Source organism: Sphingomonas arantia, assembly GCF_042682045.1.
GTDB lineage: Bacteria > Pseudomonadota > Alphaproteobacteria > Sphingomonadales > Sphingomonadaceae > Sphingomonas_R > Sphingomonas_R arantia.
Genome location: NZ_JBHUGS010000002.1, coordinates 147,852 through 173,407, shown reverse-complemented (window position 1 = coordinate 173,407; position 25,556 = coordinate 147,852). Strand labels below are relative to the sequence as shown.

The following is a 25,556-nucleotide window of genomic DNA, read 5'->3' as shown; positions in this document are numbered from 1 at the left end:
CCAAACCTAAAAAGCAGCAACCAGCGCATCCCCGGTCACCTGTCGCAGCGCAAAGATCCCGCTGTCGAAATGCCGTGTCGGATGCACCCGGTTGGTCAGCAAGGTCCAGGCCACCCCGCGATCGAAATCCACCCACAAGCCGGTCCCGGTGAACCCGGTATGGCCGATCGTCGTTGCCGAACAGCTTTGCCCGCCGGACCAACCCGGATAGCGGATCTCCCACCCCGCGGTCCGGTGCCCCTCGATCGGCGTCCGCATCTGCGCGAGCATCCCCGGCGTCGCCCCGCTCCCGTCGAGTAGCCCTCGCGCGTAGCCGAGCACGCCATCGACCGTCCCGAACAGCCCGGCATGCCCCGTCCGCCTGCCCATCGCGGCGCAATTCTCGTCATGCACCTCGCCCGACAACACGCGACCGCGCCACTGGCAAAACTCGGTCGCGACCGCCGGCCCCGGCGGCGGCCCCCAGCTCAGGCCCGCGCCCAGCGGCAACGCATCCAGCCCCGCGCCCGTCAGCCGCTCCACCGCGATGCCCAGCAGGATGAAATTGATGTCCGAATAGACCGGCGGCCCATGCCGCCATTCCCGCTGCAACACGAACGCCCGCAGCCGCACGGGATCGTCGCCATAGGTGTAGATCGGCTCCACCGCCGGCAGGAACGTCCGGTGGACCAGACAGTCGCGGAACGTCAGCCGCCGCTCCGCCGCCCCCGCCACATCATATTGCCGCAGGTCCGGGATCGCATCGGTCAGCGGCCGGTCCAGGTCGATCCGCCCCTCGTCCGCCAGCCGCAGCACGAACGTCGTCGTCGCGATCACCTTGCTGACCGACGCCAGGTCGAACCAGTGGCCCGCGGTCAGCACCTCCGCCGCCGGCATGCGCTGCGCCAGTCCGGCCACCCGCACCGCGCGCGCGCCGTCGGCCGTGACGATCCCCAGCACCGCGCCCGGGATCCGCCCGTCCGCAACGTGCGCGGCGGCCGCGCCGAACGCCGCATCGGCTACCACTTCAAGATCGCGCATCATGCCGCTTCGCTCCGCGCCCTGACCTGCGACAGCGCCGGCACGAACAGGAGCGCCGCCAGGCTCACGATGCCCGACAGCAGGAAGAACCCGTCATAGCCGATCGCCCCCACCATCGCGCCGCCCGCCCCGGCCAGCAGCCGCGGCAGCAGGAACGCGAACCCGGTCAGGAATGCATATTGCGCCCCCGGATAACGCGGGTTCACCAGCAGCGAGAGATAGACGACGAACACCGCCCCTGCGAACCCGTTGCCGAACTGGTCCGCCGCGGTCGCCAGATACAACAACCCCTCGTCCACCCGCTGATGCGCCAGCCAGACGAACCCGAAATTGCCGATCGCCGCGACCACCGCGCCCACCGCCAGCGCCCACGCCATCGGACGCCTCGCCGCCATCAGCCCGCCCAGCCCGACGCCCAGCACGCTCGCCGCGAGCGCGACCAGGCTGTCCGCCCGCCCGATCTGCGTCAATGAATAGCCCAGCCCCTTGATCATCGGTTTCGACAGGTTCAGCGCCAGCACGTCGCCCATCCGGTACAGCGACACGAATATCATCAGCAGGACCGCCGCGTAGCCGTAGCGCCAGAAGAAATCGACATAAGGCCCCAGCACCGTCGACGTCCGCAGCGCCGAGTCCGACGTCGACCGCCGGATCCGCGGCAGCGCGATCGCCATCGCCACGAACGGCAGCATGCACAGCCCGAGCACCCACGGCGTCACGTTGCTGCCCGCGTCGATCCCCGCCCGCGCCGCGATCGCCAGCAACACCCAGCCGACCCCCGCGGTCACCGCAAGCGCCGCCCCCAAGATCACCGCACTCGCGACCAACCCGGTCGTCAGCGCCGTCGCCCGCCCCCCGGTCCCGCCGCCATCCGCGCGCATCGCGACCAGGATCGGGAACGGCAGCAACGCCGCCGCCGCGATCAGCAGATAGGACAGCGCCCAGCCGCCGACCGCCGCGATCAGCAACGCGCCGCTCCCCGCCGCCACCATCGCACTGCGATATCCCCACAGGTTCGCCGCGACGATCGGACCCTGCTGCTCCTGCGAGGGATACAGCTCGATCCGCCAGGCATCGGCCGCCACCTCCAGCGTCGTTGTCCAGAATGCGAGCAGCACCGCGAACAACGCCGTCACCGCCAGGTTCGCATCGTCCGACGTCGCCGCCATCGCGATCATCGCGCTGAAGATGCCGAGCTGCGCCAGCATGATCCAGCCGCGCCGCTTGCCCCAGTACCGCCCGAACCCGGGGATATCGTACCGGTCCAGCAACGGCGCCCACACGAACTTCAGCGTCGGCAGCAACTGCACCCAGGCAAAGAACCCGAGCACCGTCAGCGCCACGCCATGCGCCTGCAACCGCAGCACCAGCACGGTTGAGAACATGTAGAATGGCAGCCCCGCGGCGAACCCGAGCAACCCGTACAGCAACATGCCGCGCCGGTCGGTCGCGGGCTTCGCGCTCTCGTCGGAATGAACCGCGCTCGCGGCAAGATCGGTCATGGCTGCTCCGCAGATCGCAAGACCGGGAGCGTCGGGGCATCCCGCCCGCCAGTCAAGCGACCGATCACCCGCGGTTATGCCCCGACAACGTCGCGGCATGCCGGCCGCGGAAGCACTCGACCCGCGTGGCGGCATGAACCTTCGCCGCATGCCGATTGTTCGCGTGTAGTAGTTCGGCACCATAAGCGGGGCCCATCCGTTCGCGCCGCCCGCAAAACCCAAGGATCATCGCATGTCCGTTTCGTCCCGCGTCGCCATCGTCGGTGCCGGCAATGTCGGTGCCACCGCCGCCTACGCGCTGATGCTCAGCGGCCTGTTCACCGAAATCGTGATCATCGACAAGGACGCCGACCGCGCCGTGGCCGAGGCGACCGACATCGCGGACGCCAACGCCATCGCCCGCCCCGCGCGGATCTGGGCCGGCGACTATGCCGATACGCGGTCCGCCGACATCCTCGTTCTCACCGCCGGCGCCGCGACGCACGGCGACGAAACCCGCACTTCGATCGCCAGCAAAAGCGCCGCGATCGTCCGCGCCTGCATCGCCGACGCCATGGCCGCCGGCTTCGACGGCGTGTTGGTCGTATCGTCCAACCCGGTCGACGCCATGACGCAGGTCGCACAGGACGCATCCGGCCTGCCGCCGGAACGGGTGATCGGCACAGGCACGCTGCTCGACAGCAACCGCTTCCGTAAGCGCATCGCCGAACAGCTCGGCGTCGCACCCGGCGCGGTCGATGCCATGGTGCTCGGCGAACATGGCGACAGCGAGGTCGTGGCCTATTCCACCGTCCGGATCGGCGGTCTCACGCTCGAGCAGTTTCTCGGGGAACAACCCTTCGATCGTGCCGCGATCGCCAACGACGTTATGCGCGCCGGCTACGCGATCAACCACGGCAAGGGCTACACCTCGTTCGGCGTCGCCAGCGCGATCGTGCGGATCTGCGAAGCGGTCCAGCGTGACGAGCGCGTCGTGCTCCCGATCGCGACCCGTGTCACCGGCCAGTACGGCATCGACGACGTCTATCTCAGCCTCCCCTGCCTGATCGGCGCGGCCGGCGTGCTGCGCGTCCTGACGCCGGACCTCTCCGCCAACGAACGCACCGCGCTCCTCGCCTCGGCCGACACGCTGCGCAAAACGCTCGCCGGGATCGATTGATGAACGCCGTCGCCGTCGCGGTCGAACACGCCCTGACGCAGGACCCGTCGCAGGACGCGGACCACCCCGCCGAAACGCTGGCGCAGGCGATCGCGAGCGGCGGCGAAACGCTCAACGCACTGCTCTACACCGCCGCCGGCCGCGGCCCGCATCCGACCGTCCTGCTGCTCCACGGCCTGCCCGGCAACGAACAGAATGTCGACCTCGCCCAGTCGCTCCGCCGCGCCGGCTGGAACGTCCTGACCTTCCACTATCGCGGGTCCTGGGGCAGCCCCGGCGCCTTCTCGTTTGCCAACTGCATCGCCGATGCGCTGACCGTCCACGACTGGCTCCGCGACGCGACCGCGCTGCGCATCGACCGGGACAGGCTCGTCGTCATCGGCCACAGCATGGGCGGCTTCATCGCCGCGCACGTCGCCGCCAACCGCCCGACCATCCGCGCCGTCGCGCTGATCTCCGCCGCCGACCTCGGCAGCGCCTTCGGCGAACTGCCCGAGGAGAAAGCGGTAGAGGTCGTGGATGAAACTGTCGGCACCAGCAGAGGACTGCAAATCCTCGCACACACATCGCCGCAGGCGCTCGCAACAGAAGCCGCCTCGCACGCAGACGATCTCCACCTCAAAAACTACGCCCCCGCACTCGAAGACCGCCCGCTCCTGCTCTGCACGTCGGACGACGGTTTCACCCCCGGCAGCGACGCGCTGGCCGCCGCCATGAAAAATGCGACCGGGACCATGTCCCGATCGCATCTTCAGACCGATCACAGCTACTCGGATCACCGTATCGCGTTACAACGCCTGGTGCTCAGCTGGCTGCTGTCGATCACGTTCTGACGGATCGTCCGATCAGCGGACCGAACCGCGACGGAACATGTTGACGATCGCCAGCAGGATCACCGCGCCGACCAGCGAGATGAGGATCGACTGGATGTTCAGCGCGCCGTCCATGATCGATGCACCGCCGAAGAACGGCGTGATGATGAAGCCGGCGAGCACCGCGCCGACGATCCCGACGACGATGTTGAGGAAGATGCCCTGCTGGCCATCGGTCCGCATGATCATGCTGGCGACCCAGCCGATGATGCCGCCGACGATGAGAAGAATGATGAGGTTCATGGTTTTGCTCCTGTTTGGGTATTGGTACAGCAGCATCAACAGACCGTGACGCCGGGAAGTTCAGTTTCGTTCGACGAACGGAATTTGGCGGTTAGTACCGAGACACCAACTCGATTGGTACATCCGTCTCGCGTGGGTACGGAACCCCGCCCCCCGTCCCGCGCTTGGTCTCCATGACCAAACCCCAGCCAAAGCCGCTCCACGCGCTCACGCTCCACCATCTGGAGCAGTTGATGACCGGCCTGCTGGAGGGCGTCATCCTGATGGACCCGACCGGCACGATCCTGAGCGCCAACCCTGCCGCACTCCGCATGCACGGCGTGAAGGAACTCGCCGAGCTCGGCGCGACGGTCGACGACTACGCCACCCGCTTCGCGCTGCGCTACCGCGATCACCACAAGCTCCACCGCCGCGACTATCCGCTGACCCGCCTTCTCGCGGGGGAGAGCTTCCCCGACCTGATCGTCGAGGTGTCACCCGTCGGCGCGGACGAACCGCGCTGGGTCCACCAGGTCCGCGATATCGTCATGGACCAGGACGGCGGCGAACCCGACTGCCTCGGCCTCGTCATCAACGACGTCACCGAACGGTTCGATGCGGAGGACCGGTTCGAGGCGATGTTCCACGCCAACCCCGCCCCCGCGCTCATCATTCGCGTCGCGGACCAGCGCTACGTCCTGGTGAACCAGGGCTTCCTCGATCTGTCCGGCTACGACCACGACCAGATCGTCGGCAAGACGCTGTTCGATTTCGACTTCCTCGACCAGGTCGACCGCAAGGCGTACGTGAAGGACCGCGTCGCCAACGGCCGCACCGTGCCGCAGCTCGAGGCGGAACTCCCGCTCGCCGGCGGAGACCGCACGCTTGTAGTCCTGGCCGGCCAACCGATCGAGGTCGCGAACGAGGACTGCCTGCTGTTCACCTTCGCCGATCTCGAACCGCGGCGAAAGGCGGAACGCGCGCTCCAGGCCAGCGAACGCCACTTCGTCTCGGTCTTCGAAATGGCCCCGGTCGCGATGGTCGTGACGCAGGGCGACGACAACCGCATCACGCAGGTCAACACTGCCTTCACCGCGCTGACCGGCTACGACGCGCCGTCCGTCATCGGCCGCGTCGCCGACGACCTCCACCTCTGGAACGACGCCGCGCAACGCCGCACGCTGGAACAGGGGATCCGCGACCATGGCGGCTTCCGCGCGCACGACGTCCGGCTGCTGCACCGCAACGGCGCGACGGCGGACTGCCTTGTCTCCGCCGAACGGATCAGTGTGGACGGCGCGCCCTGCGTCCTGTGGCTTTACCAGGACATCTCCACCCGCCGCCGCGGCGAACTCGAACTGGTCGAGGCGATCGAGGCGGTGATGAAGGACGCCAACTGGCTCAGCCGCTCGATCATGGACAAGCTCGCCACGCTCCGGAACCCGCGCGGGACGGCCGCCGCCGCCCCGCCGACCGACCTCAGCAAGCGCGAGCGCGAGGTCCTCGACCTGATCTGCCAGGATCTCGACGACGCCGCGATCGCCGACAAACTCGGCCTCTCACGCAACACGGTGCGCAACCACGTCGCGCGGCTCTATGCCAAGATCGGCGTCAAGCGACGCAGCGCCGCGATCGTCTGGGCGCACGAACGCGGCGTCGGCGCCTGAACCCGGGCCGGACGGGCGACGTCGGTACACCAACCCATGCTAAGGTTTCGTCAACGAAAAGGCGCTACTGACTCGGCCGCAGGCAAATAAGCCGGCCGGCTGTTTGATAGTGGCTTTAATCTCGTGGGATCCTTGATCGAACTCCAGAACGTCATCCTGGAGATGATCGCGAAGGGTAAGACGCTGGAACGCACCGCGGTGCGGCTCTGCGTCGAGGTCGAACGCCTGCTGCCCGGCGTGGTCTGCTCGGTCATGACCGTCGATGGCGACGACACGCTTCACCCGCTCGCCGCGCCCAGCCTTCCGGACGACTACCCACGCCAGTTCGACGGTGTCGCGGTCGGTCTCGACTCCGGCTCGTGCGGCGCGGCCGCGTATCTCCGCACCGGCGTCACCACGATCGACATCGCGACCGATCCGCACTGGCACCGCTACCGACATCTGTCGCTTCCGCTCGGCCTGCTGGCCTGCTGGTCCAGCCCCATCCTGAACGGACTGGGCGACGCGATCGGAACCTTCACACTCTACTATCGCGACCGCCGCGGGCCGACCGATGCGGAACAGGACGTCGTCGCGCACTGCCTGCATCTCAGCGCTATCGCGATCGAACGGCACCAGCGGGTCGTCGAACATGAACGCCGCGCCTTCACCGATGCACTGACGAACCTCAACAACCGCGCGGCATTCGACGCCGCCCTGCGCCATCTGCGTTGCGACGTGCCCGGCGCCTGGGGCCTGCTCGTCATCGACCTCGACAATCTGAAGATCGCCAACGACATCTTCGGCCATGCCACCGGCGACTGCATGTTGCAGATCGCCAGCAAGCGGATCTCCGAGGCGGTCCACCCGGACCGCGCCTTCCGGCTCGGCGGCGACGAATTCGCCGTCATACTCCAATCGCCGGACGCGCTCTCCGACCTGGCCCAAACGGCGGAGCGGATCCTGGCCGTCCTGGTCCGCCCCGCCGATTGCCGCGGCAACATCGTCGTGCCGCGCGGCACGATCGGCGGCGCGCTGGTCGCCGCGGACGATCCGACGCCGCAGCAGGTCCACCAGAATGCCGACTTCGCGCTGTACCACGCCAAGGAAAGCTGTCGCGGCGCCTTCGTGCGGTTCTGGCCGGGCCTCGGCACCAGCATTACGCGCCGGCTTACCGCAATCCAGGATGTCGACCTGGCGCTGCGCGAGCAACGGATCGAGGCCTATTACCAGCCGATCGTCCGGCTCGACACGCTGGAGATCGTCGGGCTGGAGGCGCTGTGCCGTATGCGGGTCGACGACCGGATCGTCCCGGCGGCGCTGTTCCATGAAGCGACCACCGACGTCCACATCGCCACCGAACTGACCGCGCGGATGATGGCGCTGGTCGCGGCCGACGTGCGCGGCTGGCTCGATCTCGGCATCCCGTTCCAGCATGTCGGCATCAACGTGTCGTCCGCCGACATCCATGGCCGCGTCGATCATGTACTCGAATCGGCGTTCCGCGCCCACTCCGTCCCGCTGAAGCACGTGATCCTCGAAGTCACCGAGTCGGTCTATATGGGCCAGGGCGACCATGTCACCGAACGCGCCATCAAGGCGCTCCGGTCGAAGGGCCTGCGCGTGGCGCTCGACGATTTCGGCACAGGCTTCGCCTCGCTCACCCACCTCCTGACCGTGCCCGTCGACATCATCAAGATCGACAAGAGCTTCGTCGATCGCCTCCACCCCGGCGACGGCAGCATGGCGATCGTCGAAGGGCTGATCCGCATCGCCGGGCAGCTCGACATCCGCGTCGTCGCCGAAGGGATCGAGACCGAGGAACAGGCGCAGCTCCTGAAATCGATGGGCTGCGTCCTGGGCCAGGGCTATCTCTTCTCGCGCGCGGTGGATCGCGCGACCGTCACGACGTTGCTGCTCGATTGTTCGCAACCTGCCCGAAAAGGGCCCTCGCCGAAAAAGCTGCTCCCCGCCGCCGGGCGCCGCCGCTAACCGGGCTCAGCCCTTGGCCGCCGACGCCGCCAGTTCCTCCAGGTCCAGGTCGCGCTCCAGATCGTGCAGGATCTCGTCGTCGATCTGTCCATCCCGGTGCATCCGGACCAGTGCCGCCCGACCCGCATCGACCGCGGCGATGACCGTATCGAAATGGCTGTCGATCGCCGCCGTGCGCTCCTCCGCCGTGCCCTCGAAATTGTCGGACGCCGTCGCCCGCCTCCGATACCGACGCAGCAGTTGCGGGTGCAGTTCGCGGCCGTCCTCGGTAAAGGCCAGCCCCTCGACCGCCGCCAGCTGCGCCCGGTACACCGCGTTCTCCGCCGCCTCCAGGTCGAGCGGCGGCGCGGCCGGATCGACATCGTCCTTGCCCGCCAACCGGATGACGAGGCCGAGCGACGTCCCCTGCAACAGCACGGTGACCAGGATCACCGCGAACGCCGTCACCAGCATCATGTCGCGCCCCGGCATCGTGTCGGGCAGCGACAGGGCGACGGCCAGCGTCACCACGCCGCGCATCCCCGCCCAGCTCATGATCAGCGCGGATCCCGCCCCCAGCGGCCGGACCCCGATCCAGCCGAACCGGCGCAGCAGGATCAGCGCGCCGTCCACCCCGAACACCCACAGGAACCGCGCGACGATCACCGCCAGCACGATCAGCAGCACCGGCCCCGCCATCGTGTCGAACACCACGCCCATGCCGCCGACGCGGTCGAGCACGCCGCGCAGCGAGAAACCGATCAGCATGAACACCGCGGCCTCCATCAGGAACACCAGCACCTGCCAGAACGCATGCGCGCGCAACCGCACGCTCGCCGCGAACACGACATGCTGGTACCAGCCGCACGTCAGTCCGGCCGCCACCGTCGCGATCACCCCCGACACATGCAGCATCTCGCCCGCGATATAGGCGGACCAGCACACCAGCACCGTCGCCACGATCATCAGCTGATCGTCGCCCAGCCGGCGCAGCAGCAACACCCACAGCGCCCCGATTCCCCCGCCGACCGCGATCCCGCCCACGACGAGCAGGACGAAGCTGCCCGCCGCCTCGCTCAGGCTGAAACTGCCGGTCAGCATCGCGGCCACCGCGAACCGGAACAGCACCAGCCCGGCGGCATCGTTCAACAGGCTCTCGCCCTCCAGCAACGTCGACAGCCGGCGCGGCAGCTTCACCCGCTGCAACACCGCACGCGCCGATACCGCATCGGGTGGCGACACGATCGCCCCCAGCGCCGCGCACGCCGCCCATGGCAATGCCGGCATCAGCAGCTTGGCGACCACCGCCACGATCGCGGTCGTGAAGAACACCGCCCCCACCGCCAGCGACAGGATGCCCGCAATATGCCGCCGGAACGACGCCAACAACCACGCCCCGTCCATCAACAACGGCGGCAGGAAGATGACCAGCACCAGTTCCGGGTCGATCGCCACCGTCGGCAACCCCGGCACGAACGCCAGCGCGCCACCGCCGGTCAGCAGGGCCACCGCGGGCGGCAGCGCCAGCCGCCGCGCGACATAATGCAGCGCCAGCACCGCCAGGAACATCGCGATGATCAGCTCGAAATTCTCTACCGGGTGCATGTCATCGTCCCGATCGTCCGCCGAAGCCTCCGCCTTGCATGCACGGGCACCGCGGGCAACCCTTCCCGCTCCGGCCAGCCGCCGCTAGCGCGACCGCCGCTTCGCCGGGCGCACGACCACCGCTTCGGCCGCTTCCAGCTTCCGCCAGCGCTCGAACCGCTCGATGGTCAGCGTGCCCTCCGCGATCGCCGCACGGACCGCGCAACCCGGCTCCGTCCCGTGCGAACAGTCCGAGAAGCGGCAGTCCTGCGCCAACAGCGCGAAATCGTCGAACACCTCGGCGATGCCGCCCGCCGCTTCGGTCAGCTGCAACTCGCGCATCCCCGGCAGGTCGAGCAGCCAGCCACCCAGCGCCAGCCGGTGCATCTCCCGCACCGTCGTGGTGTGTCGGCCGGTGCCGTCATGCGCGCGGATCGCCTGCGTCGCGATGCTGTCCGACCCGCGCAGCGTGTTGACCAGCGTGGACTTGCCCACCCCGGACGATCCGAGGAACGCGACCGTCTTGCCCGGCCCGCACCACGTCGCCAGCCGCGCGACGCTCGCCGAATCGCGCCCGTCGACCGGCTCGACCAGCAATCCCGGCTCGATCGCCCGCGCCGCCGCCACGAACCCGTCGACGTCGTCGGTCAGGTCGGTCTTGGTCAGCACCACCACCGGATGCACCCCCACCTCGCGCGCCAGCACCAGATAGCGTTCCAGCCGCGCCACACTGAAATCCTGGTTGCACGATGCGACGATGAACACCGTGTCGACATTCGCCGCGATCATCTGCTCCTTGCGCGGATCGCCCGGCGCGCGCCGCTTGAACAGGTTCATCCGCCCCAGCACGCGGAGCGGCAGCTGTGACGCGCCGTCGATCAGCAACCAGTCGCCCACTGTCGGATGATCGTCGCCCGGCGCGGCCCCCGGGATCGACGGCGCCACGAACCCGCGCGATCCCGCCCCCGCCACCGCGATCTTGCCGCGATGCACCGACATCACCCGAACCGGATGGCAATATTCGGCCTCATCGTCCGAAACCTGCGCCACGAAATGCGCGTTCCAGCCAAGCTCTTCCAGCGTCTCGTCGGTAGTTTCCATAACGCGCGCATATATCCTTCACCGCGACCGGCCGGCGGTCACGTGCCGATATGGGCCAAGCGCCGCACGAAAGCACCTGCCCTCACTGATAGTGCGCGACATTCTCGAACCCGTCGTTCGTCTTGGCCATGCGGATCAGCTTGCGCACGAACGTCCGGACATGCCGGTCGAACCGTGTGTCGTCATACACGCCGCGCCAGACATAGTCGTCGCGCTCCAGCAACGCCCGCAGTTCGACCGCGAACGCCTGTTGATCGTCCACCGCGTGCTTGCCCTTCAGCAGCGTGCAGACCATTTCCTCGGCGGTCGCCTTGTCGCAATCGTCCTGCTGCGTCCGCCCGCCGCGTTCGGCCGAAACCTGCTCCGCCCGCGCCGCGACGACGCGCTTTTCCAGCCAGATCCTGACGATGCCGCCGTCCCACGCCTTTGCCGCCACGACCACCGCGATCCTCCGTTCCGAACGCCGCACTATCCGCGGGCGTCTCCGGGCTCGCCTAGGGCCGATCCGGGTCGCGCGCTACCCGAACTCGGCCCGCCGCTCGTCCGGTCGGACCGGCGCGCCGATGCTGTCCGCGATGATCCACGTCCGCGTCCCCACCCCGCGGCGCAGCTTCAGTCCGCAGATCCGGCACCGCGCGCGCTTCACGCCCGCATCGTCGACTTGCGCCTTTCCCGGCGAATGACGGTGATCACAATTGGACTGGGCGCACGGCATAGATAAATCCGTCGTTAAGGAAGCCCCCGATTGCCGCGCCCGCATGTCTGCCAGATTGCACCCGAGGCCTGCGCGCCCGCCGAAAAACTAGGCGCCGGAACTATGCCGGCCGGTCGCGCCGCGCAGGCAACATGACGGTCGCGATCACGCCGCCGTCGGGATGGTTCAACACCGTCACTTCGCCACCATGCGCACGCACGATGCCACGGACGCTCGCCAGACCCAGCCCGACGCCCCCCGTCTCGCGGTTGCGCGATCGTTCGCCGCGGAAAAACGGTTCGAACACCCGTTCCAGGTCCTCCGCCGGAATGCCCGGCCCGTGGTCCCGCACCCGGATCTCAGTGGCACCCTCCACCTCGGCCAGCTCGACCGTGGCATCCTGCGCATAACGCAGCGCATTGCCGATCAGGTTGTTCAGCACCGCGCGCAACGAGATCGGATCGCCTTCCACGACCAGCTTCGGTCCCGGCACGATCGTCACATCCCCGCCGCCATCGACGAAATCGTCCACCACCGCCTCGGCCAGCGATCGCAGGTCCAGCCGCCGCCGCGCGCTCGGCTCGCTGACGTCGCGGACATAGTCCGTCGCCGCGGAGATCATCGCGTCCATCTCCGCAATCGCCCGCTCGCAGGCCGGGCGATACTGCGCCGGCAACCGCTCCATCTGCAACGCCAGGCGCATCAGCGGCGTGCGCAGGTCGTGCGCCACCGCGCCGATCATGATCGTCCGATCCTCGACATAACCCTTCAGCCGGCGCTGCATCTCGTTGAACGCCTTGGCCGCATGCGCAATCTCGGGCGGCCCCTCCAGCGGCACCGGCGCGCCGCGCGGGTCCTGGCCCAGCCGCTCGGCCGCCTCCGCGAACAGCGTGATCGGCCGCGCCACCCACCGCGTCAGCAGCCAGGCAAAGCCGATCGCCGCCAGCAGCGATGCGACGATCAGCGCCAGCGCACCGATCCGCCACCGTTCGAACCCGGTCCGCACCGGCTGCGCGGACAGCCAGCTGCCGTCGCCGCGCCGCACCGACACGCTGAACCCGCCGAGCAGGATCTCCTGCCGCACGTCCGGCCGCCGCATCCGCCGCGCGCCGAACAGCGGCCCGTCCGGCCGCGGGCTCGGCACGCCCGCGATCCGCACCCGCTCGATCGGCACCGTCAGCTGTCGCGCAATCGCCTTACGCAGCGTCACGGTACGCGCATTGTCCTCGTTGCGCGCCGTGGCCGCCGGCGTCACGACGATCTGACCCGCCGGATCCCCGCCGCGGCGCAGCGCCTCGGCCACCTGCTCGACGGTGTAGATGCGCGGCAATGGCGGCCCGATCAGCACGACGAACGCGACGTTCAGCAGCTGCACCGCGCCGACGCACGCCAGCACGATCGTGAACATCCGCAGGTACAGCGGCGTCGTGATCCGGCGCTCCGCCATCACCCCCGCCGGACATGGGGGACGAACAGATACCCCTCGTTCTTCACGGTGCGAATCAGCTCGTCACCCGGACAGCGCAGCTTGCGGCGCAGCCGGCTGACCTGCACGTCCACCGCCCGGTCGAACGCCTCGCTGTCCGGCCCGCGCGCGAATTGCAGCAGCTGGTCGCGCGACAGCACCCGCCGCGGCCGCTCGACCATCGCGCGCAGCAACGCGAACTCGCCGTCGGTCAGCTGTACCAGCACGCCGTCCGGATCGGTCAGCTCATGCGCGGCGATGTCGATCCGCCACGCATCGAAGACATAGGCCTCGCCGACCGCCCCCGACGCCCCGCCGCGCGATCGCAACGCGGCCCGCACCGTCGCCAGCACCTCGCGCGCGCTGCACGGCTTGGCCAGATAATGGCTCGCCCCGGTTTCCAGCCCCTTGATCCGGTCATGCTCGCGGCCGAGCGCGCTCAGCAGCACGACCGGCGGCCCGCCGCGATCCGCCAGCCGGCGACATGCCGACAGCCCGTCCTCACCCGGCATCATAACGTCCAGCAGGACCAGATCGACCGTCTCGCGCGCGAGCGCCGCGTCCATCTCGCCCGCGTCCTTGCAGGTCCGCGCCCGGTATCCGCGCGACGCCAGATGCTCAGCCAGCAACGTGCGGATCTCCGCATCGTCGTCGACGATCAGGATGACGCTCTGCGCATCGGCTCCCGCGCCGCCGTCCGGGTCTGTCATCGTCTCCGTCCGCACGCGCGTCCCCACTGGTCAAGCCGCCGCGCCATACGCCGCTGTTCCCCCGCTATCATAGCGATCGGTATTGCCACCATGTGTCTGCCACGCCCGACATGTCTGCACCGCCTGCAACGCCGGACATCCCGCGGACACATGCCCCCGCCACGGGCCGCCCGGTGACACCGAATAAGGACTTTGCGAAAATGCGAACCATCACCACCACTCTGGCCGCGGCAGCGATGATGCTGCTCGCCGCCCCCACCCTCGCGCAGCGCGCGCCGGACCGCGACAACGGCCGCACGACCCAGACGCGCGGCAACGACAACGCCGGATCGCGCAACGATCGCAACCAGTCCTCGCGCGGCGGCAAGGCCACCCAGGCGCGCAACAGCGGGCGCGGCAACAGCGCGCACCAGACCGCGTGCATGCGGCGCTACGCGTCCTACGACAAGCGGACCGACACCTTCGCCCCCGGCCGCGGCAAACCCCGCCAGCGCTGCCGCGGCTGAGCGGACAACACGGTCGCCGGACGGTCATCCCGACCGGCGACCGTCGTCACGGCACTTCTACCGCTTGCAACGAACCACGACCCCCGGCGATAACGGTCCCCGGCCGAAGACCGCTGGAGGAGTATCGCATGTGGGAACCCTATCTGCGGACCAAGCTGCCCGCCCCGACCGAGCAGGACCGCGACCGGCTCGAGGCGTTTGCCGGCGGTCCTTTGCCGGCCGGCTACTGGGCGCTCGCGACGGCGCATCAGGGGGAAGCGCTGGACGAGGACCTCGTGCGTGACCCGTCCTTCCCGACATTCATCCTGCTGCTGGTGGCCCCGCTCGATCGGCTGGAAAAGGCCGAGCGGAGCTATGCCATCGCATTCGCCATCGATCACATGATGCCGCGCTATCCCGCCGGCCTGCTGCCGTTCGCGGACGACACCGGCGGCAATCTGTTCGCGTTCGACTATCGCGCCGATCCGGCCGCGCCGTCGATCGTGTTCATCGACCATGAACTGGACGGCGAAGACGGCATCACCCCCGTCGCGCCCGACTTCGCGTCCCTCCTCCGTCGGATCGGCCTCACCCCGCCCTGACCCGCAAGGCGGGCGAACGGGATCGCCCACGGCGGCCGCACGGTCTCGCCTCGCAGGAAGCAATCGACCTGCTCTTCGATGTCAGGCAACGCATCGACGATCCAGCACCGTGCCGACATCCCGCCATTCTCGCGCAGCCTCACCAGCGACCGGCCCGGCATATCCGCGTCATGTCGCATAACTGCAAAACACCGCGCCTACCGCCGTCCAGCATGCGGACCTCCACCCTGCAAGCCCCCGCGCCGACCAGCGTTGCAGCAACGTCGTTCGGCATCCGGCTGGCCTATTCCGGCGGCAATCTCGGCAAGTCGGTCGTCTGGTCGGCATTCGAAAGTTTCCTGCTGTTCTACCTCGTCCGGTTCGCCGGGTTCGATCCGCTCGTCGCGGGTGGCCTGCTGGCCGCGCTGATGTTCGCGGCGGCGGGCGCGGACGTCGTCGTCGCCTATTTCGCCGATCGCGGTGGCCGGCCCGATGCGCTCGCCCGGCTGATCCTGGTCGGCGCACCGCTGGGCGGGATCGGCTTCTGGCTGATCTTCGCCGCTCGGCTGGACGGGCCCGCGATCGTTGCGGCGGTCATCCTGTGCCGGGTCGGCTATTCGCTCTGCGACATCGGCCACAACACGCTGCTTGTCCGCGTCGCGATCGGCCCGCGCGACGCCACCAGCGTGTCCGGCCTGCGCATGATCTTCAGCGCCGCCGGCACAGCCATCGTCGGCCTGGCGTCCGTCCACATCCTGTCGATCGCCGATCCGGGCGACCAGCGCGCCGCATTCGCCGGCTGCGCGCTGGTCGGCGGCGCGCTCTACATCGCGACGCTGATGGCCGCGACTTGGGCCACGCGCGGCATCCCCGCGCCACGGACCGCCACCCGCCGCATCGGCCCGGCCGCCATGCTGTCCGCGCTCTGGCACACGCCCGCCTATCGCCGCCTGCTCGCGCTGGTCGGGGTGCAGGTCGCGCTCGTCCCGATGTTCGCGCGCGCGCTCCCGTTCTTCGGCGTCGCGGTCCACGGCGACGCCGGCTGGGGCGGCTCGGCGCTGCTCGTCATCACCGTCGCGCAGGCCGGCTCGCTCCCCGCCTGGATCATGCTCGGCCGCGCGCTTCCGCCGCAGTCGACGCTGACCGTCGCGAACGCGCTCATTATCGTCGCCATGCTTCTGCTGGTGACACTGCCACAAGCCGGCCCCGTCCCCCTCGCGCTGATCGGCATCGCGCAGGCCGGCATGAACATCGCGATCTGGGCGCTGCTCGCCACCAGCATCCGGACCGGCATGGCGGCCGGCAGCACGGCCGAGGCGCTTCCCATGGGCCTGTTCCTCGCGGTGGTGAAGGGCGCCACCGGCATCGGCAACCTCCTGTTCGCCAGCGCGATCGCCGGCCATGACTGGCACTGCACGAGCTGCGCGCCCTCAACTTCATTCCTGCTCGCCACGATCGGCCTGCCGTTGCTCGGCTGCGTCGCCATCCTGGCGATGAACGCCCGGCCCGCCTATAAGCGCACGACATGAAGACGCTCGCCGCCCTCGCCCTCATCCCGATCGCGCTGGCCACCAGCCTATCCGCCCAGACGACGCCCGCCGCCCGCGTCACCGAGGTCGCCCGCACCGCCGGCACACCCGAGGATATTTACGGCCCGCTCTACCGCGTCGTCGAACTCGCCCGCGTCTTCCCGGACAGCAAGACCTTCGCCGACATGATCCCGCGCGACCCGCCGCCCGCGATCCTGGCCGCCTACCGCACCGAAAACCCGCAAGGCCGCACCGCGCTCGCCGCCTTCGTCGCGCGCCACTTCCGCACCGCGACCGAAAGCGCCCAGCGCAAACTGACCATGCGCGACCATATCAAGGCGCTCTGGCCCGTCCTCGCCAAGCCACCCATGGCCGTCCCGACCGGCAGCTCGCTGATCCCGCTCCCGCAGGCCTATGTCGTCGCCGGCGGCCGCTATCAGGAGATGTATTACTGGGACAGCTACTTCACGATGCTGGGCCTGAAAGCCGACGGCGAAACCGCGCTTATTGAATCGATGCTCGCCAACTTCGTCTCGCTCGTCGAACGCTACGGCCACGTCCCGAACGGCACGCGGACCTATTATCTCAGCCGGTCGCAGCCACCGTTCCTCGCGCTGATGATGGACCTGTCCACCGCCCGCGATTCCGCGACCGACGCGCGCCGCCTGGCCGCGCTGAAGGCCGAACATGCCTACTGGATGGCCGGCACGACCTGCATCGACGCGTCGGGCGCCTGCCAGCATGTCGTGCGGATGCCGGACGGCAGCCTGCTCAACCGCTACTGGGACGCGCGCGACACCCCGCGCGACGAATCCTATGCGGAGGATGTCGCCACGACCGCCGCCGCCGGCCGCCCGGTCAACCGCGACCTGCGCGCCGGTGCCGAAAGCGGCTGGGACTATAGTTCTCGCTGGCTGCGCGACGGCCGCACGCTCGCCACCATCCACACGCTCGACATCGTACCCGTCGATCTCAACAGCCTGCTCTGGACGCTCGAAACCGCGATCGCCCGGCGCTGCACCGCGGCCGGCGACACCGCGTGCGCCACCGACTACGCAAGCCGCGCCGCCGCCCGCAAGGACGCGATCGCGAAATATCTCTGGTCCACACCCGAACGCCGCTTCGTCGACTGGGACCGCAGTACGCACCGCCCGACCCCGTCGGTCAGCGCCGCGATGCTCTACCCGCTGTTCGCCGGCCTCGCGACGTCGGACCAGGCGACCGCCACTGCGAACCTCGTCGAAACCCGGCTGCTCGGCACCGGCGGCCTGCGCACCACGACCGTCCGCACCGGTCAGCAGTGGGACGAGCCCAATGGCTGGGCGCCGCTCGTCTGGATCGCAGTCGGTGGCCTCGACCGCTACGGCAAGACCGCACTCGCCGACCGGATTGCGCGCCGCTGGATCGCGACCGTGTCGGGCTTCTATGCCTGCACCGGCCGCATGGTGGAGAAATACGACGTCGAAAGCGGCAAGGCCGGCGGCGGCGGCGAATATCCTGTGCAGGACGGCTTCGGCTGGACCAACGGCGTCACCCGCGCCCTGCTCGATCGCCCCGCGGTGGCCGGCGCGGAAGCCACCACCTGCGCCAACCCGGCTCGGGCAACCGCGAAGCCGAAATAGCCCGTCCCTGCGTAGCGGTGGGCAAAGCCGCGACAGCGCGCTATCGTCGAACGGACCGGCTGACGGAGGCGACACGATGATCGGACGTTCGACCCTTGGCGCGATCCGCCGGCGATTGGGCCGCGCCCGGTCGTCCGCGATCAGTCTCGTGTCCCCGCGCGGCACGATCGACACGGACCTTGCGCCCGGCCATCCGCTGCTCCCGTCGCTTCCCGCCGTGCGTGCCTACAACGCCGCCCGCTCGGCGGAGGCGGGCAAGGCGATCCGCGACGGCAACCGCATCGTCAACTTCCACATCGCGCTCGATCTGGTCGCGAAGCTGCCGGCCGGCGACTATGCCGAACTCGGCACCTATCGCGGCATGACCGCCTCGGTCATCTGGCCGCGCATGGCCGCCGGCAGCACGCTCTACTGTTTCGACACGTTCGAAGGGTTCGACCAGCGTGATCTCGGCGACGACCGGCTGGCGCAGCCGCTCGAAAAATCCGCGTTCCGCGATACCAGCCTGGATATCGTCCGCGCGCGGATCTCGAACGGCAACGACGCCGGGCTGGCATTTCGCGTCGGCTTTTTTCCGGACACGTTCGTCGGTCTCGAACATAAGCGGTTCCGCTTCGTCCATATCGACATGGATCTGGCCGACCCCATCCGATCGGCGCTCGCGATGTTCTGGCCCCGCATGGTCGATGGCGGCATCATCCTGGTCCATGACTATCGGTCGAAACGCTATCCGATGGCGGCCGAGGCGGTGGACGACTTCTTCGCCCAACGCGGCATCGTGGCCTGGCCACTGAACGACCGGCTCGGCACGGCGATGATCATGCGCCATCCGAACATGCCCGACTGACCCGGGCGAACGCGCGCGGTCAGGCGAACATCGCCTCGAACGTCGCCTCGTCCACCACGTCGCCGCCGCGCGCGTGCAGGTAGCGCCACATCGGCCGCCACATCCCCACGTCCGGCCGCACCGGTGCCAGGAACCGCGGCAGCGACGCATCGACGATCGCATCGCCCTCCGCGCCGGGTGCCTCCCCGCTCGCGCCGTACCACAGCGCGCGCGCCATCGCCGGATCGTCGCGCAGCTCCGGTGTGACGACGTCCAGCGCCGCGACCAGCATCGCGATCGCCTCCCGCACCTCCGCCGATGCATCCGCCGCCCCGATCAGTTCCAGCGCGGAAAAGTTCGGAATGCCCGCCTCCGCCGTGGTGACCATCTCGGTGTCGAGCCCTCGGACCCGCGCCGACACCCCCTCCACATTGGCAAAGGCGAGCCACGCGCCGTCATAGCCCGCGACCAGATTGTCGACATGCGCGAAACCCGCCGGCTCGATCACGATCCGCCCGCCGTCGACGGCCAGTCCGCGCTGCGTCAGCCAGCCCGCCAGGATATCGCGGCACAGCTGGTCGGTCGTCGGGTTCGACACCGGCGACGCGATCCGCACGCCCTCCCCCGCCGCAAGCCGGTCGAGCGCGTCGCGCTGCATCAGCACGCCGCCGTCGGTCGCGAAGAAACAGCCATGCGACACCAGCCGCAGGTCGCGCTGCTCGACCAGATGGAGCGGCTCGTTGACCACCAGCTCGACCGCGCCGTCCGCCAGCGCGACGAACCCGTCATAATGATCGTCGGGCACCACCAGTTCGACGTCCAGCCCGTCGCCGCGCAGGCGATCCCGCGCGGCGATCAGCGGCAGGTGATCGGGGTTCAGATACCATTCCAGGGCGATGCGAAGTTTCATGCCGCATCGGTGGCGACTTGCCGAACCATAGTCAACGCGCCCCTCCCGAAAGGCCGCGACCACACCCCGCCGAAAAGATGACGTCCCGCCGTCACCCAGCCCCCCGAACCGTCCGCCGCCCGACTTGCGGACCGGCCCACGCGGGCGCATCTTCACCGGATAATGTGGAAGAGGATGCTGATCGGCGCCGCGCTGTTCGCCGCGCCCGCCCAAGCGCTACAGACGACGGATCGCCCGACCGCGGCATCCGCCCTGCCCCCGGCTGCGCCCGATCCCGCCGCACTCGATCCAGCGGCACCCGCCCCTGTCGATCCGCTGGCGATCACCGCGCTCGACCTGCGCATGACCGTCCCGGTTTCGATCGGCGGCGGCGCGCCATGGCCGTTCATCATCGATACCGGCGCGGAACGCACGGTGGTGTCGGGCGAACTCGTCCGCCGGCTCCGCCTGACGCCGGGGCCGGTCCGCCGCGTCCTGACGATGGCCGGCACGACGCTGGCACCGACCGCTTTGCTCCCCGGCCTGCGCGTCGGCAAGCTCGACAGCCTGCCGATCGAGGCACCGGTCTTCGCGCGCGCCAATCTGGGTGCGATCGGCATGCTCGGCATCGACGCGCTGCAGGGTCAGAAGGTCGCGATCGATTTCGTCACCGACACCATGACGCTGGCCCCGTCCGGCAAGCGCCGCCGCCCATCGGCGCGCCGCGACGAGATCGTGATCGTCGCGAAATCGCTCTACGGCCAGCTGATCGTCACCGACGCCCGCTGGCGCGGCCGCCGGATCGCGGTGGTCATCGACACCGGCTCCCCCGTCACGGTCGCGAACCTCGCGCTGCTCCGGATCGCACGCAAGCCGCCGCCGTCGCTTGGCACCATGACGCTGATCGCGGCCAGCGGCGTCGCGATCCCGGCCAACGCCTATCTGCTCGACCGGGTCGAGATCGGCGGCGTCAGCCTGCTCGGCGTCTCGGTCGCGGTGGCGGAGGTCGCGCCGTTCCGCCGCTTCGGCCTCTCGGACCGCCCTGCGCTACTGCTCGGCATGGAAACGCTTCGCCTGTTCCGAGCCGTCGACATCGACTTCGCCAACCGCACCATCGTCCTCAAGCTGCCACGCTAGGGACGGCGGCCACCACGCATCAGCGCACCCGTTCCAGCACCAGCCGCGCACCATCGTACCAGCCGAACTAGATCCGCTCACCCACCACCGCCAGCCGCAGATCGGGCGGCCCGAACGCGCCTTCGCGACAGGTCACCGTTCCGTCCGCCGCCAGCGCCGGGCCCGTACAGACATCGCTGAAGAACCCGCCCTTGCGCGGTCGCCATGCCAGCCGGTCGACACCGATATCGAGGACCGCGCCCATGTCGGCCGGATCGTCCTCGTCCAGAGCATGGACGCCCGCGGTGTCGACATGCACCGCCGTCACCCGCCACGCACCGGCCAGCGCGCGCAGCGACATCCGTTTCGGCGACACCGGAGCGACCGCCACCGCCGGCGGCGGCGACCCATCGCACCCCGCCAGCATTAGACCGCAAGCCGACGCCGACAGCGCCAGCCCGACCAGCCCGCGCCCGACGCCGCCACTAAGCAACCGCCCCCGCCTCGCCGCGGCCCAGCGCCACCCCGCTCCAGTCGACCCGCCGCGTCGCATACATCACGCCGGCCAGCGCACCGAACAGCAGCACCGACCCGATCAGCAGCGAATACGCCTCCAGGCTCAGCAGCACGTACAGCACCGCATACAATCCGCCGAGCAGCGCCGCGACCACCCCGGCGCGCCGCCAGCTGTGCAGGATCGCGGCGGAATAACTGCCGATCAGCGCGACGATCGCCGCCGCCGCGACCACATATGCGCCCAGGAACCCGATCACCTCCGACAGCGCCAGCAACAGGACGAAGAACAGCACCAATCCCGCACCAATCAGCAGATACGCCACCCCCGGCACCGGCGCTCCGCCGATGATGTCGAACATCAGCAACGCCAGGAACGTGAAGCCGATGAACATGAACCCGTATTTCGTCGCGCGGTTGACCTGCGAATACAGGTTGATCGGGTCGAGCAGCCCGATCGTCACCGCATCCGCCGTCCCCATCGCCTGCTCGCCGATCGTCACGACCGGACGGTTCAGCGCCAGATTGCCGATCTGCCAGGTTGCTGGGAACGCCCCCGCGCCCGCCGCCCGGTTGGGCAGGAACGCCCCGCTGAACGACGGGTGCGGCCAGTCCGACTGCGCCTCGATCGTCGTCTGCTCGGCCGAAGGCAGGAACGACAGCGCATCGCTGCCGCGCAGGTCGAACGCGACATCGAACGCCAGCGCGCCATCCGCACCCACCCCGCCGGCCAGCGGCCCGCGCGCGGTAAACCCGCTATTCGCCGTCACGTTCAGGCTCGATCCGGGGATCAGCGGCAGCGGCCGCCCGTTCGCGCGGATCGCCGGGCGCGATCCGGCCAGCCCCTTGGCGTTGCTGATCCCGACGCGGATCTCCGCCTCGGCCATCCGCACGCTGTCGGCCAGGATGTTCAGCGCGGCGAAGTCCGGCAGGCGGAATGCCCCGCCGATCGACACATGCGTCCGGTACACCACCGCCTCGTAGATCGAACGCCGCCGCCGTTCCGCCGCGATCCGCGAGCGGAACGCCACGCGCGTCGGCGCCACGAACAGCAGCTCCTCCTGCCGCTCGGTCCGCCGCACGGTGCGGCCGTTGTCGGTCGTCTCGCGCACCACCGCCCGGCTGAACGGGATGACCAGATACGGCCCCGCAATCGTCTGCGGCCCGCCCCACCCCTCGACGATCGACATGCGCGCGGTCTGCGATTGCCCCTCGCGATCGTAGACGAGCAGATATGTCGCGAACAACGGCACCGCCAGCAACAGACCCATCAGGATCGTCATCGTCAGCTTGCGCGCCGGCGTGCGGGGCCTCGGTTGCGCTGCGGTCGTCCCAATCATTCGTCACCCCCCGGCGGTCGGTCGTTTTCGCGTACCGCCTTATTGGTTCGGCCCCGCCATCCGTCAAACATTACTATCCGACGACGAATAACACTGCGGGAACGGCTGGACCGTCACCTGGTTGACCGATACGACAGGCAATACTGTCGAACAATCGGAAGGGGATAGCATGCGGACCTTTATGATCACGACGCTCGCTGCACTGGCGCTGGCCGGCACCACGCCGGTCCTGGCGCAGAGCCTGAAGCTGAAGGAAGCATTCGCCAACGACCGGACGAAGGTCGCCGAACTGGCGGCGCAGACGAATGCGGCCTGCGGCACCAGCATCCGTTTCTCGGTCGATTACTCTTCCTATTCGCAACTGCTCGCCGACGACAACAATCAGAACCCCTGGGCCTACATGGCCAACGCCACCGATGCGCTAAAGCGGGTCTGCCAGAGCGACGACGGCAAGCAGGCCGTCCAGTCCAAGATCAAGAGCGTCGTCGTGTCGAACGGCGCCGAAGAGTCCGAAACGCTGACGAACGGCACGTTCCACTACACCGTGCCCTATGCCGGCCATTCGCCGCGCACCGTCATCGAATGGCTCCAGTCGAACCTCTGATCGCCCTTGCGTGGACGGCGGCGCCCGGTGCCGCCGTCCACGTCCGACAACAGCGCCGGCGCGGCACCGGAACGCACCTTTCTGGAGGTCGCCCATGAACCGCACCGTCAAGTTCGTGCTGATCGTCGTCCTCGTGTCCGGCGCCACGTCGTTCCTGCTGACCGCCATCACCGGCGGCGCCCGGAGCACGACCAGCCCGGCGTTTATCGGCGCGATTTTCGGCATGTCGGTGGGATTCGTCTATCTGCTGTTCAGCAACAACCGCAAGGTCGTGCTGGCCGACGACGCCACCCGCCGCGCGGCGCTCGCCGAACAGACGCTCGGCCCCGGCACCGCCCGCCTGCTCGTCGTGCGCGAAAGCAGTGTCGGCATGCTGGTCGGCGTGGATATCAAGGTCGACGGCACGGTCCTGACGCAACTCAAGAGCCCGCGCTTCGCCGTCCTGCCCGTCGCCCCCGGCCACCATGATTGCGTCGCCATCGCTCAGGGCAAGCGCACCGCGGTCCTGCCGATCGACGCGGAGGCCGGCACCACAACGGTCCTGCGGATCACGGCCACCCTCGTCGGAATCAAGCTGACCCGCGAGGACGACACCCCGGCACTCCGCGCCTCGCTCGCCCGGGTCGCGATGGTCCAGCCCGACCCGTCTGCCGTCCCGCGGGTCGTCGCTTCCACGACCTGAGCCCGGCCCCCTTCGGCCCAACAAACCGACAATCGTGCCGCCACGGCTTGCGGCCAGACCGCGCTTGGGCAAGCATGGCGGGCAAAGGGGACCATCCATGATCAAGGCACTTCTCATCGCGCTCGCCGCGACTGTCGCAGCACCGGCGCTCGCGCAGCCCAAGCCCGCTGCCATCACCTACATCCACGCCGGCACGTTGCTCGACCGCCCAGGCCAGGCGCCGCGCGGCAACACGACGATCATCGTGCGCGACGGCAAGGTCGCCGAACTGCGCAACGGCTTCGTGGCACCGGAACAGGGCGCGACGCTGGTCGATCTGCGCAACGCGTTCGTCATGCCCGGCATGGTCGACATGCACGTCCACCTCTGGGGCATCGGCGGCGACCCGCTGCGCGCCCGGCTGGAAGCGCTCAATCGTGACCGGTTCGACGACGAGATGACCGCGGTCGCCAACGCGAAGACGACGCTGAACGCCGGCTTCACCTCGGTCCGCGATCTCGGCGGCGACCCGCGCGGTATCCGGGCGCTGCGCGACGCGATCGACGCCGGGACGGTCGAGGGTCCCACCATCACCAATGCGGGCGAAATGATCTCGGTCACCGGCGGTCACGGCGACGGTGGCAACGGCCTGGCCGAGGAGTTCGCCGACATGGTCCATAGCAAGGAGGTGAACCTCTGCGACGGCCCCGACGACTGCCGCCGCGCGGTGCGCGCACAGGTCGCACTTGGCGCGCGCGTCATCAAATTCGCCGCGACCGGCGGCGTGTTGTCCAACGTCAGCGGCGGGCTCGGCCGCGCCATGACGCCGGAGGAGATGCGCGCGATCATCGACACCGCGCACACGCTCGGCCGCAAGGTCGCCGCACACAGCCACGCGATCGAGGGTACGCGCGCCGCGCTGGACGCCGGCGTCGACTCGATCGAACACGGCACCTTCCTCGATGCGGACACGATCCGGCTGTTCAAGACCAAGGGCGCCTGGCTCGTCCCGACCGAGATCGCGCCCGTCGCGGCACTCGCCCAGGCCCGCGGCGGCGCACTGCCCCCCGCCACCATCGTGAAGGCGGAGGCCGCCGCCGCCGCAATGGCCGACAGCCACCGCCGCGCCTATGCCGCCGGGGTGAAGGTCGCGTTCGGCACCGACACCGGCGTGTCGAAACACGGTGACAACGCGACCGAGTTCGCGCTCCTCGTCCGCAACGGCCTCACCCCGGCGCAGGCGATCGCCGCCGCGACCGTCGGCGCCGCCGATCTGCTCGGCCGCGACGACATCGGCACGCTCGCCCCCGGCAAGACCGCTGACATCATCGCCGTCACCGGCTCCCCGTTGCAGGACATCACCCGGCTCGAGCATGTCGATTTCGTCATGCATCGCGGCACGGTCACAAAGCGCGCCATGCCTGGCACCTGACGCCTAAAATGC

General features: G+C 69.2%; 26 protein-coding genes. 13 read left to right on the top strand and 13 right to left on the bottom strand.

Annotated elements, in window-relative coordinates:
• Positions 1-6: 6 nt before the first annotated feature.
• From ACFSGX_RS06530 to ACFSGX_RS06520, 3 genes are all read right to left on the bottom strand, one after another.
• Complete coding sequence (locus ACFSGX_RS06530) at positions 7-1,023, bottom strand: serine hydrolase domain-containing protein (RefSeq protein WP_380928484.1); 1,017 nt, start codon at positions 1,021-1,023, stop codon at positions 7-9.
• Positions 1,020-2,522 (bottom strand): MFS transporter, encoded by a 1,503-nt coding sequence (locus tag ACFSGX_RS06525; RefSeq protein WP_380928483.1) that lies wholly within the window; start codon positions 2,520-2,522, stop codon positions 1,020-1,022. The genes ACFSGX_RS06530 and ACFSGX_RS06525 overlap by 4 nt, the downstream gene beginning before the upstream one ends.
• 64 nt (positions 2,523-2,586) lie before the next feature.
• Positions 2,587-2,751 carry a hypothetical protein gene (locus tag ACFSGX_RS06520; RefSeq protein ID WP_380928482.1) on the bottom strand — a complete coding sequence of 55 codons (165 nt, stop codon included), beginning with the start codon at positions 2,749-2,751 and terminating at the stop codon, positions 2,587-2,589.
• Between the two features lie 3 nt (positions 2,752-2,754).
• On the opposite strand from ACFSGX_RS06520, the gene ACFSGX_RS06515 reads away from it, so the two are divergent.
• Both ACFSGX_RS06515 and ACFSGX_RS06510 read left to right on the top strand, forming a co-directional pair.
• Positions 2,755-3,681 carry an L-lactate dehydrogenase gene (locus ACFSGX_RS06515; protein ID WP_380928480.1) on the top strand — a complete coding sequence of 309 codons (927 nt, stop codon included), beginning with the start codon at positions 2,755-2,757 and terminating at the stop codon, positions 3,679-3,681.
• Complete coding sequence (locus ACFSGX_RS06510) at positions 3,681-4,514, top strand: alpha/beta hydrolase family protein (protein WP_380928478.1); 834 nt, start codon at positions 3,681-3,683, stop codon at positions 4,512-4,514. The genes ACFSGX_RS06515 and ACFSGX_RS06510 overlap by 1 nt, the downstream gene beginning before the upstream one ends.
• A gap of 12 nt (positions 4,515-4,526) precedes the next feature.
• Here the strand turns inward: ACFSGX_RS06510 and ACFSGX_RS06505 are convergent, their stop codons facing one another.
• Positions 4,527-4,796, bottom strand: coding sequence for a GlsB/YeaQ/YmgE family stress response membrane protein (locus ACFSGX_RS06505; RefSeq protein ID WP_380928476.1), 270 nt, complete (start codon positions 4,794-4,796; stop codon positions 4,527-4,529).
• 173 nt (positions 4,797-4,969) lie between these two features.
• On the opposite strand from ACFSGX_RS06505, the gene ACFSGX_RS06500 reads away from it, so the two are divergent.
• Both ACFSGX_RS06500 and ACFSGX_RS06495 read left to right on the top strand, forming a co-directional pair.
• Positions 4,970-6,442 (top strand): PAS domain S-box protein, encoded by a 1,473-nt coding sequence (locus ACFSGX_RS06500; protein ID WP_380928474.1) that lies wholly within the window; start codon positions 4,970-4,972, stop codon positions 6,440-6,442.
• Positions 6,443-6,574: 132 nt separating this feature from the next.
• On the top strand, positions 6,575-8,413 hold the full coding sequence (locus ACFSGX_RS06495; protein ID WP_380928473.1) for a putative bifunctional diguanylate cyclase/phosphodiesterase: 1,839 nt from the start codon (positions 6,575-6,577) through the stop codon (positions 8,411-8,413).
• Positions 8,414-8,419: 6 nt separating this feature from the next.
• Here the strand turns inward: ACFSGX_RS06495 and ACFSGX_RS06490 are convergent, their stop codons facing one another.
• From ACFSGX_RS06490 to ACFSGX_RS06465, 6 genes are all read right to left on the bottom strand, one after another.
• Positions 8,420-9,997 carry a Na+/H+ antiporter gene (locus tag ACFSGX_RS06490; RefSeq protein WP_380928471.1) on the bottom strand — a complete coding sequence of 526 codons (1,578 nt, stop codon included), beginning with the start codon at positions 9,995-9,997 and terminating at the stop codon, positions 8,420-8,422.
• An 84-nt stretch (positions 9,998-10,081) separates the two neighbouring features.
• Complete coding sequence (gene rsgA, locus ACFSGX_RS06485) at positions 10,082-11,077, bottom strand: ribosome small subunit-dependent GTPase A (protein WP_380928469.1); 996 nt, start codon at positions 11,075-11,077, stop codon at positions 10,082-10,084.
• Between the two features lie 82 nt (positions 11,078-11,159).
• Positions 11,160-11,519 (bottom strand): hypothetical protein, encoded by a 360-nt coding sequence (locus tag ACFSGX_RS06480; RefSeq protein WP_380928468.1) that lies wholly within the window; start codon positions 11,517-11,519, stop codon positions 11,160-11,162.
• A gap of 75 nt (positions 11,520-11,594) precedes the next feature.
• Positions 11,595-11,723: a hypothetical protein gene (locus ACFSGX_RS06475; RefSeq protein ID WP_380928466.1), complete on the bottom strand. Its 129-nt coding sequence runs from the start codon at positions 11,721-11,723 to the stop codon at positions 11,595-11,597.
• A gap of 169 nt (positions 11,724-11,892) precedes the next feature.
• On the bottom strand, positions 11,893-13,218 hold the full coding sequence (locus tag ACFSGX_RS06470; RefSeq protein ID WP_380928464.1) for an ATP-binding protein: 1,326 nt from the start codon (positions 13,216-13,218) through the stop codon (positions 11,893-11,895).
• Positions 13,218-13,946, bottom strand: a complete 729-nt coding sequence (locus ACFSGX_RS06465) for a response regulator (RefSeq protein ID WP_380928462.1) — start codon at positions 13,944-13,946, stop codon at positions 13,218-13,220. Before ACFSGX_RS06465 ends, ACFSGX_RS06470 begins: the two co-directional genes overlap by 1 nt.
• 200 nt (positions 13,947-14,146) lie before the next feature.
• Between ACFSGX_RS06465 and ACFSGX_RS06460 the strand changes: the two genes are divergently transcribed.
• The 5 genes from ACFSGX_RS06460 to ACFSGX_RS06440 all read left to right on the top strand — a co-directional run bounded on the left by ACFSGX_RS06460 (position 14,147) and on the right by ACFSGX_RS06440 (position 19,010).
• The gene (locus ACFSGX_RS06460) at positions 14,147-14,452 is read left to right on the top strand and encodes a BA14K family protein (protein ID WP_380928460.1); all 306 of its coding nucleotides are present in this window, start codon (positions 14,147-14,149) and stop codon (positions 14,450-14,452) included.
• Between the two features lie 128 nt (positions 14,453-14,580).
• Positions 14,581-15,033 (top strand): SMI1/KNR4 family protein, encoded by a 453-nt coding sequence (locus ACFSGX_RS06455; RefSeq protein ID WP_380928458.1) that lies wholly within the window; start codon positions 14,581-14,583, stop codon positions 15,031-15,033.
• A gap of 212 nt (positions 15,034-15,245) precedes the next feature.
• A complete protein-coding gene (locus ACFSGX_RS06450) occupies positions 15,246-16,541 on the top strand; it encodes an MFS transporter (protein ID WP_380928456.1) in 1,296 nt (431 codons plus the stop codon).
• A complete protein-coding gene (treF, locus tag ACFSGX_RS06445) occupies positions 16,538-18,163 on the top strand; it encodes an alpha,alpha-trehalase TreF (RefSeq protein ID WP_380928454.1) in 1,626 nt (541 codons plus the stop codon). Before ACFSGX_RS06450 ends, treF begins: the two co-directional genes overlap by 4 nt.
• Positions 18,164-18,239: 76 nt before the next feature.
• Positions 18,240-19,010: a TylF/MycF/NovP-related O-methyltransferase gene (locus ACFSGX_RS06440; protein WP_380928452.1), complete on the top strand. Its 771-nt coding sequence runs from the start codon at positions 18,240-18,242 to the stop codon at positions 19,008-19,010.
• 19 nt (positions 19,011-19,029) lie between these two features.
• Here ACFSGX_RS06440 and ACFSGX_RS06435 read toward each other — a convergent pair whose 3' ends face one another.
• Complete coding sequence (locus tag ACFSGX_RS06435; RefSeq protein WP_380928451.1) at positions 19,030-19,899, bottom strand: ABC transporter substrate-binding protein; 870 nt, start codon at positions 19,897-19,899, stop codon at positions 19,030-19,032.
• A gap of 174 nt (positions 19,900-20,073) precedes the next feature.
• On the opposite strand from ACFSGX_RS06435, the gene ACFSGX_RS06430 reads away from it, so the two are divergent.
• Positions 20,074-21,015: an aspartyl protease family protein gene (locus tag ACFSGX_RS06430; RefSeq protein WP_380928449.1), complete on the top strand. Its 942-nt coding sequence runs from the start codon at positions 20,074-20,076 to the stop codon at positions 21,013-21,015.
• 67 nt (positions 21,016-21,082) lie between these two features.
• Here the strand turns inward: ACFSGX_RS06430 and ACFSGX_RS06425 are convergent, their stop codons facing one another.
• Both ACFSGX_RS06425 and creD read right to left on the bottom strand, forming a co-directional pair.
• Positions 21,083-21,487, bottom strand: coding sequence for a hypothetical protein (locus ACFSGX_RS06425; RefSeq protein ID WP_380928448.1), 405 nt, complete (start codon positions 21,485-21,487; stop codon positions 21,083-21,085).
• Positions 21,480-22,847: a cell envelope integrity protein CreD gene (gene creD / locus ACFSGX_RS06420; RefSeq protein ID WP_380928447.1), complete on the bottom strand. Its 1,368-nt coding sequence runs from the start codon at positions 22,845-22,847 to the stop codon at positions 21,480-21,482. Before creD ends, ACFSGX_RS06425 begins: the two co-directional genes overlap by 8 nt.
• A gap of 169 nt (positions 22,848-23,016) precedes the next feature.
• Between creD and ACFSGX_RS06415 the strand changes: the two genes are divergently transcribed.
• From ACFSGX_RS06415 to ACFSGX_RS06405, 3 genes are all read left to right on the top strand, one after another.
• Positions 23,017-23,451 (top strand): hypothetical protein, encoded by a 435-nt coding sequence (locus ACFSGX_RS06415; RefSeq protein WP_157177470.1) that lies wholly within the window; start codon positions 23,017-23,019, stop codon positions 23,449-23,451.
• Between the two features lie 94 nt (positions 23,452-23,545).
• The gene (locus tag ACFSGX_RS06410) at positions 23,546-24,133 is read left to right on the top strand and encodes a hypothetical protein (protein WP_380928445.1); all 588 of its coding nucleotides are present in this window, start codon (positions 23,546-23,548) and stop codon (positions 24,131-24,133) included.
• 97 nt (positions 24,134-24,230) lie between these two features.
• Positions 24,231-25,544 carry a metal-dependent hydrolase family protein gene (locus ACFSGX_RS06405; RefSeq protein WP_380928443.1) on the top strand — a complete coding sequence of 438 codons (1,314 nt, stop codon included), beginning with the start codon at positions 24,231-24,233 and terminating at the stop codon, positions 25,542-25,544.
• Positions 25,545-25,556: the final 12 nt, after the last annotated feature.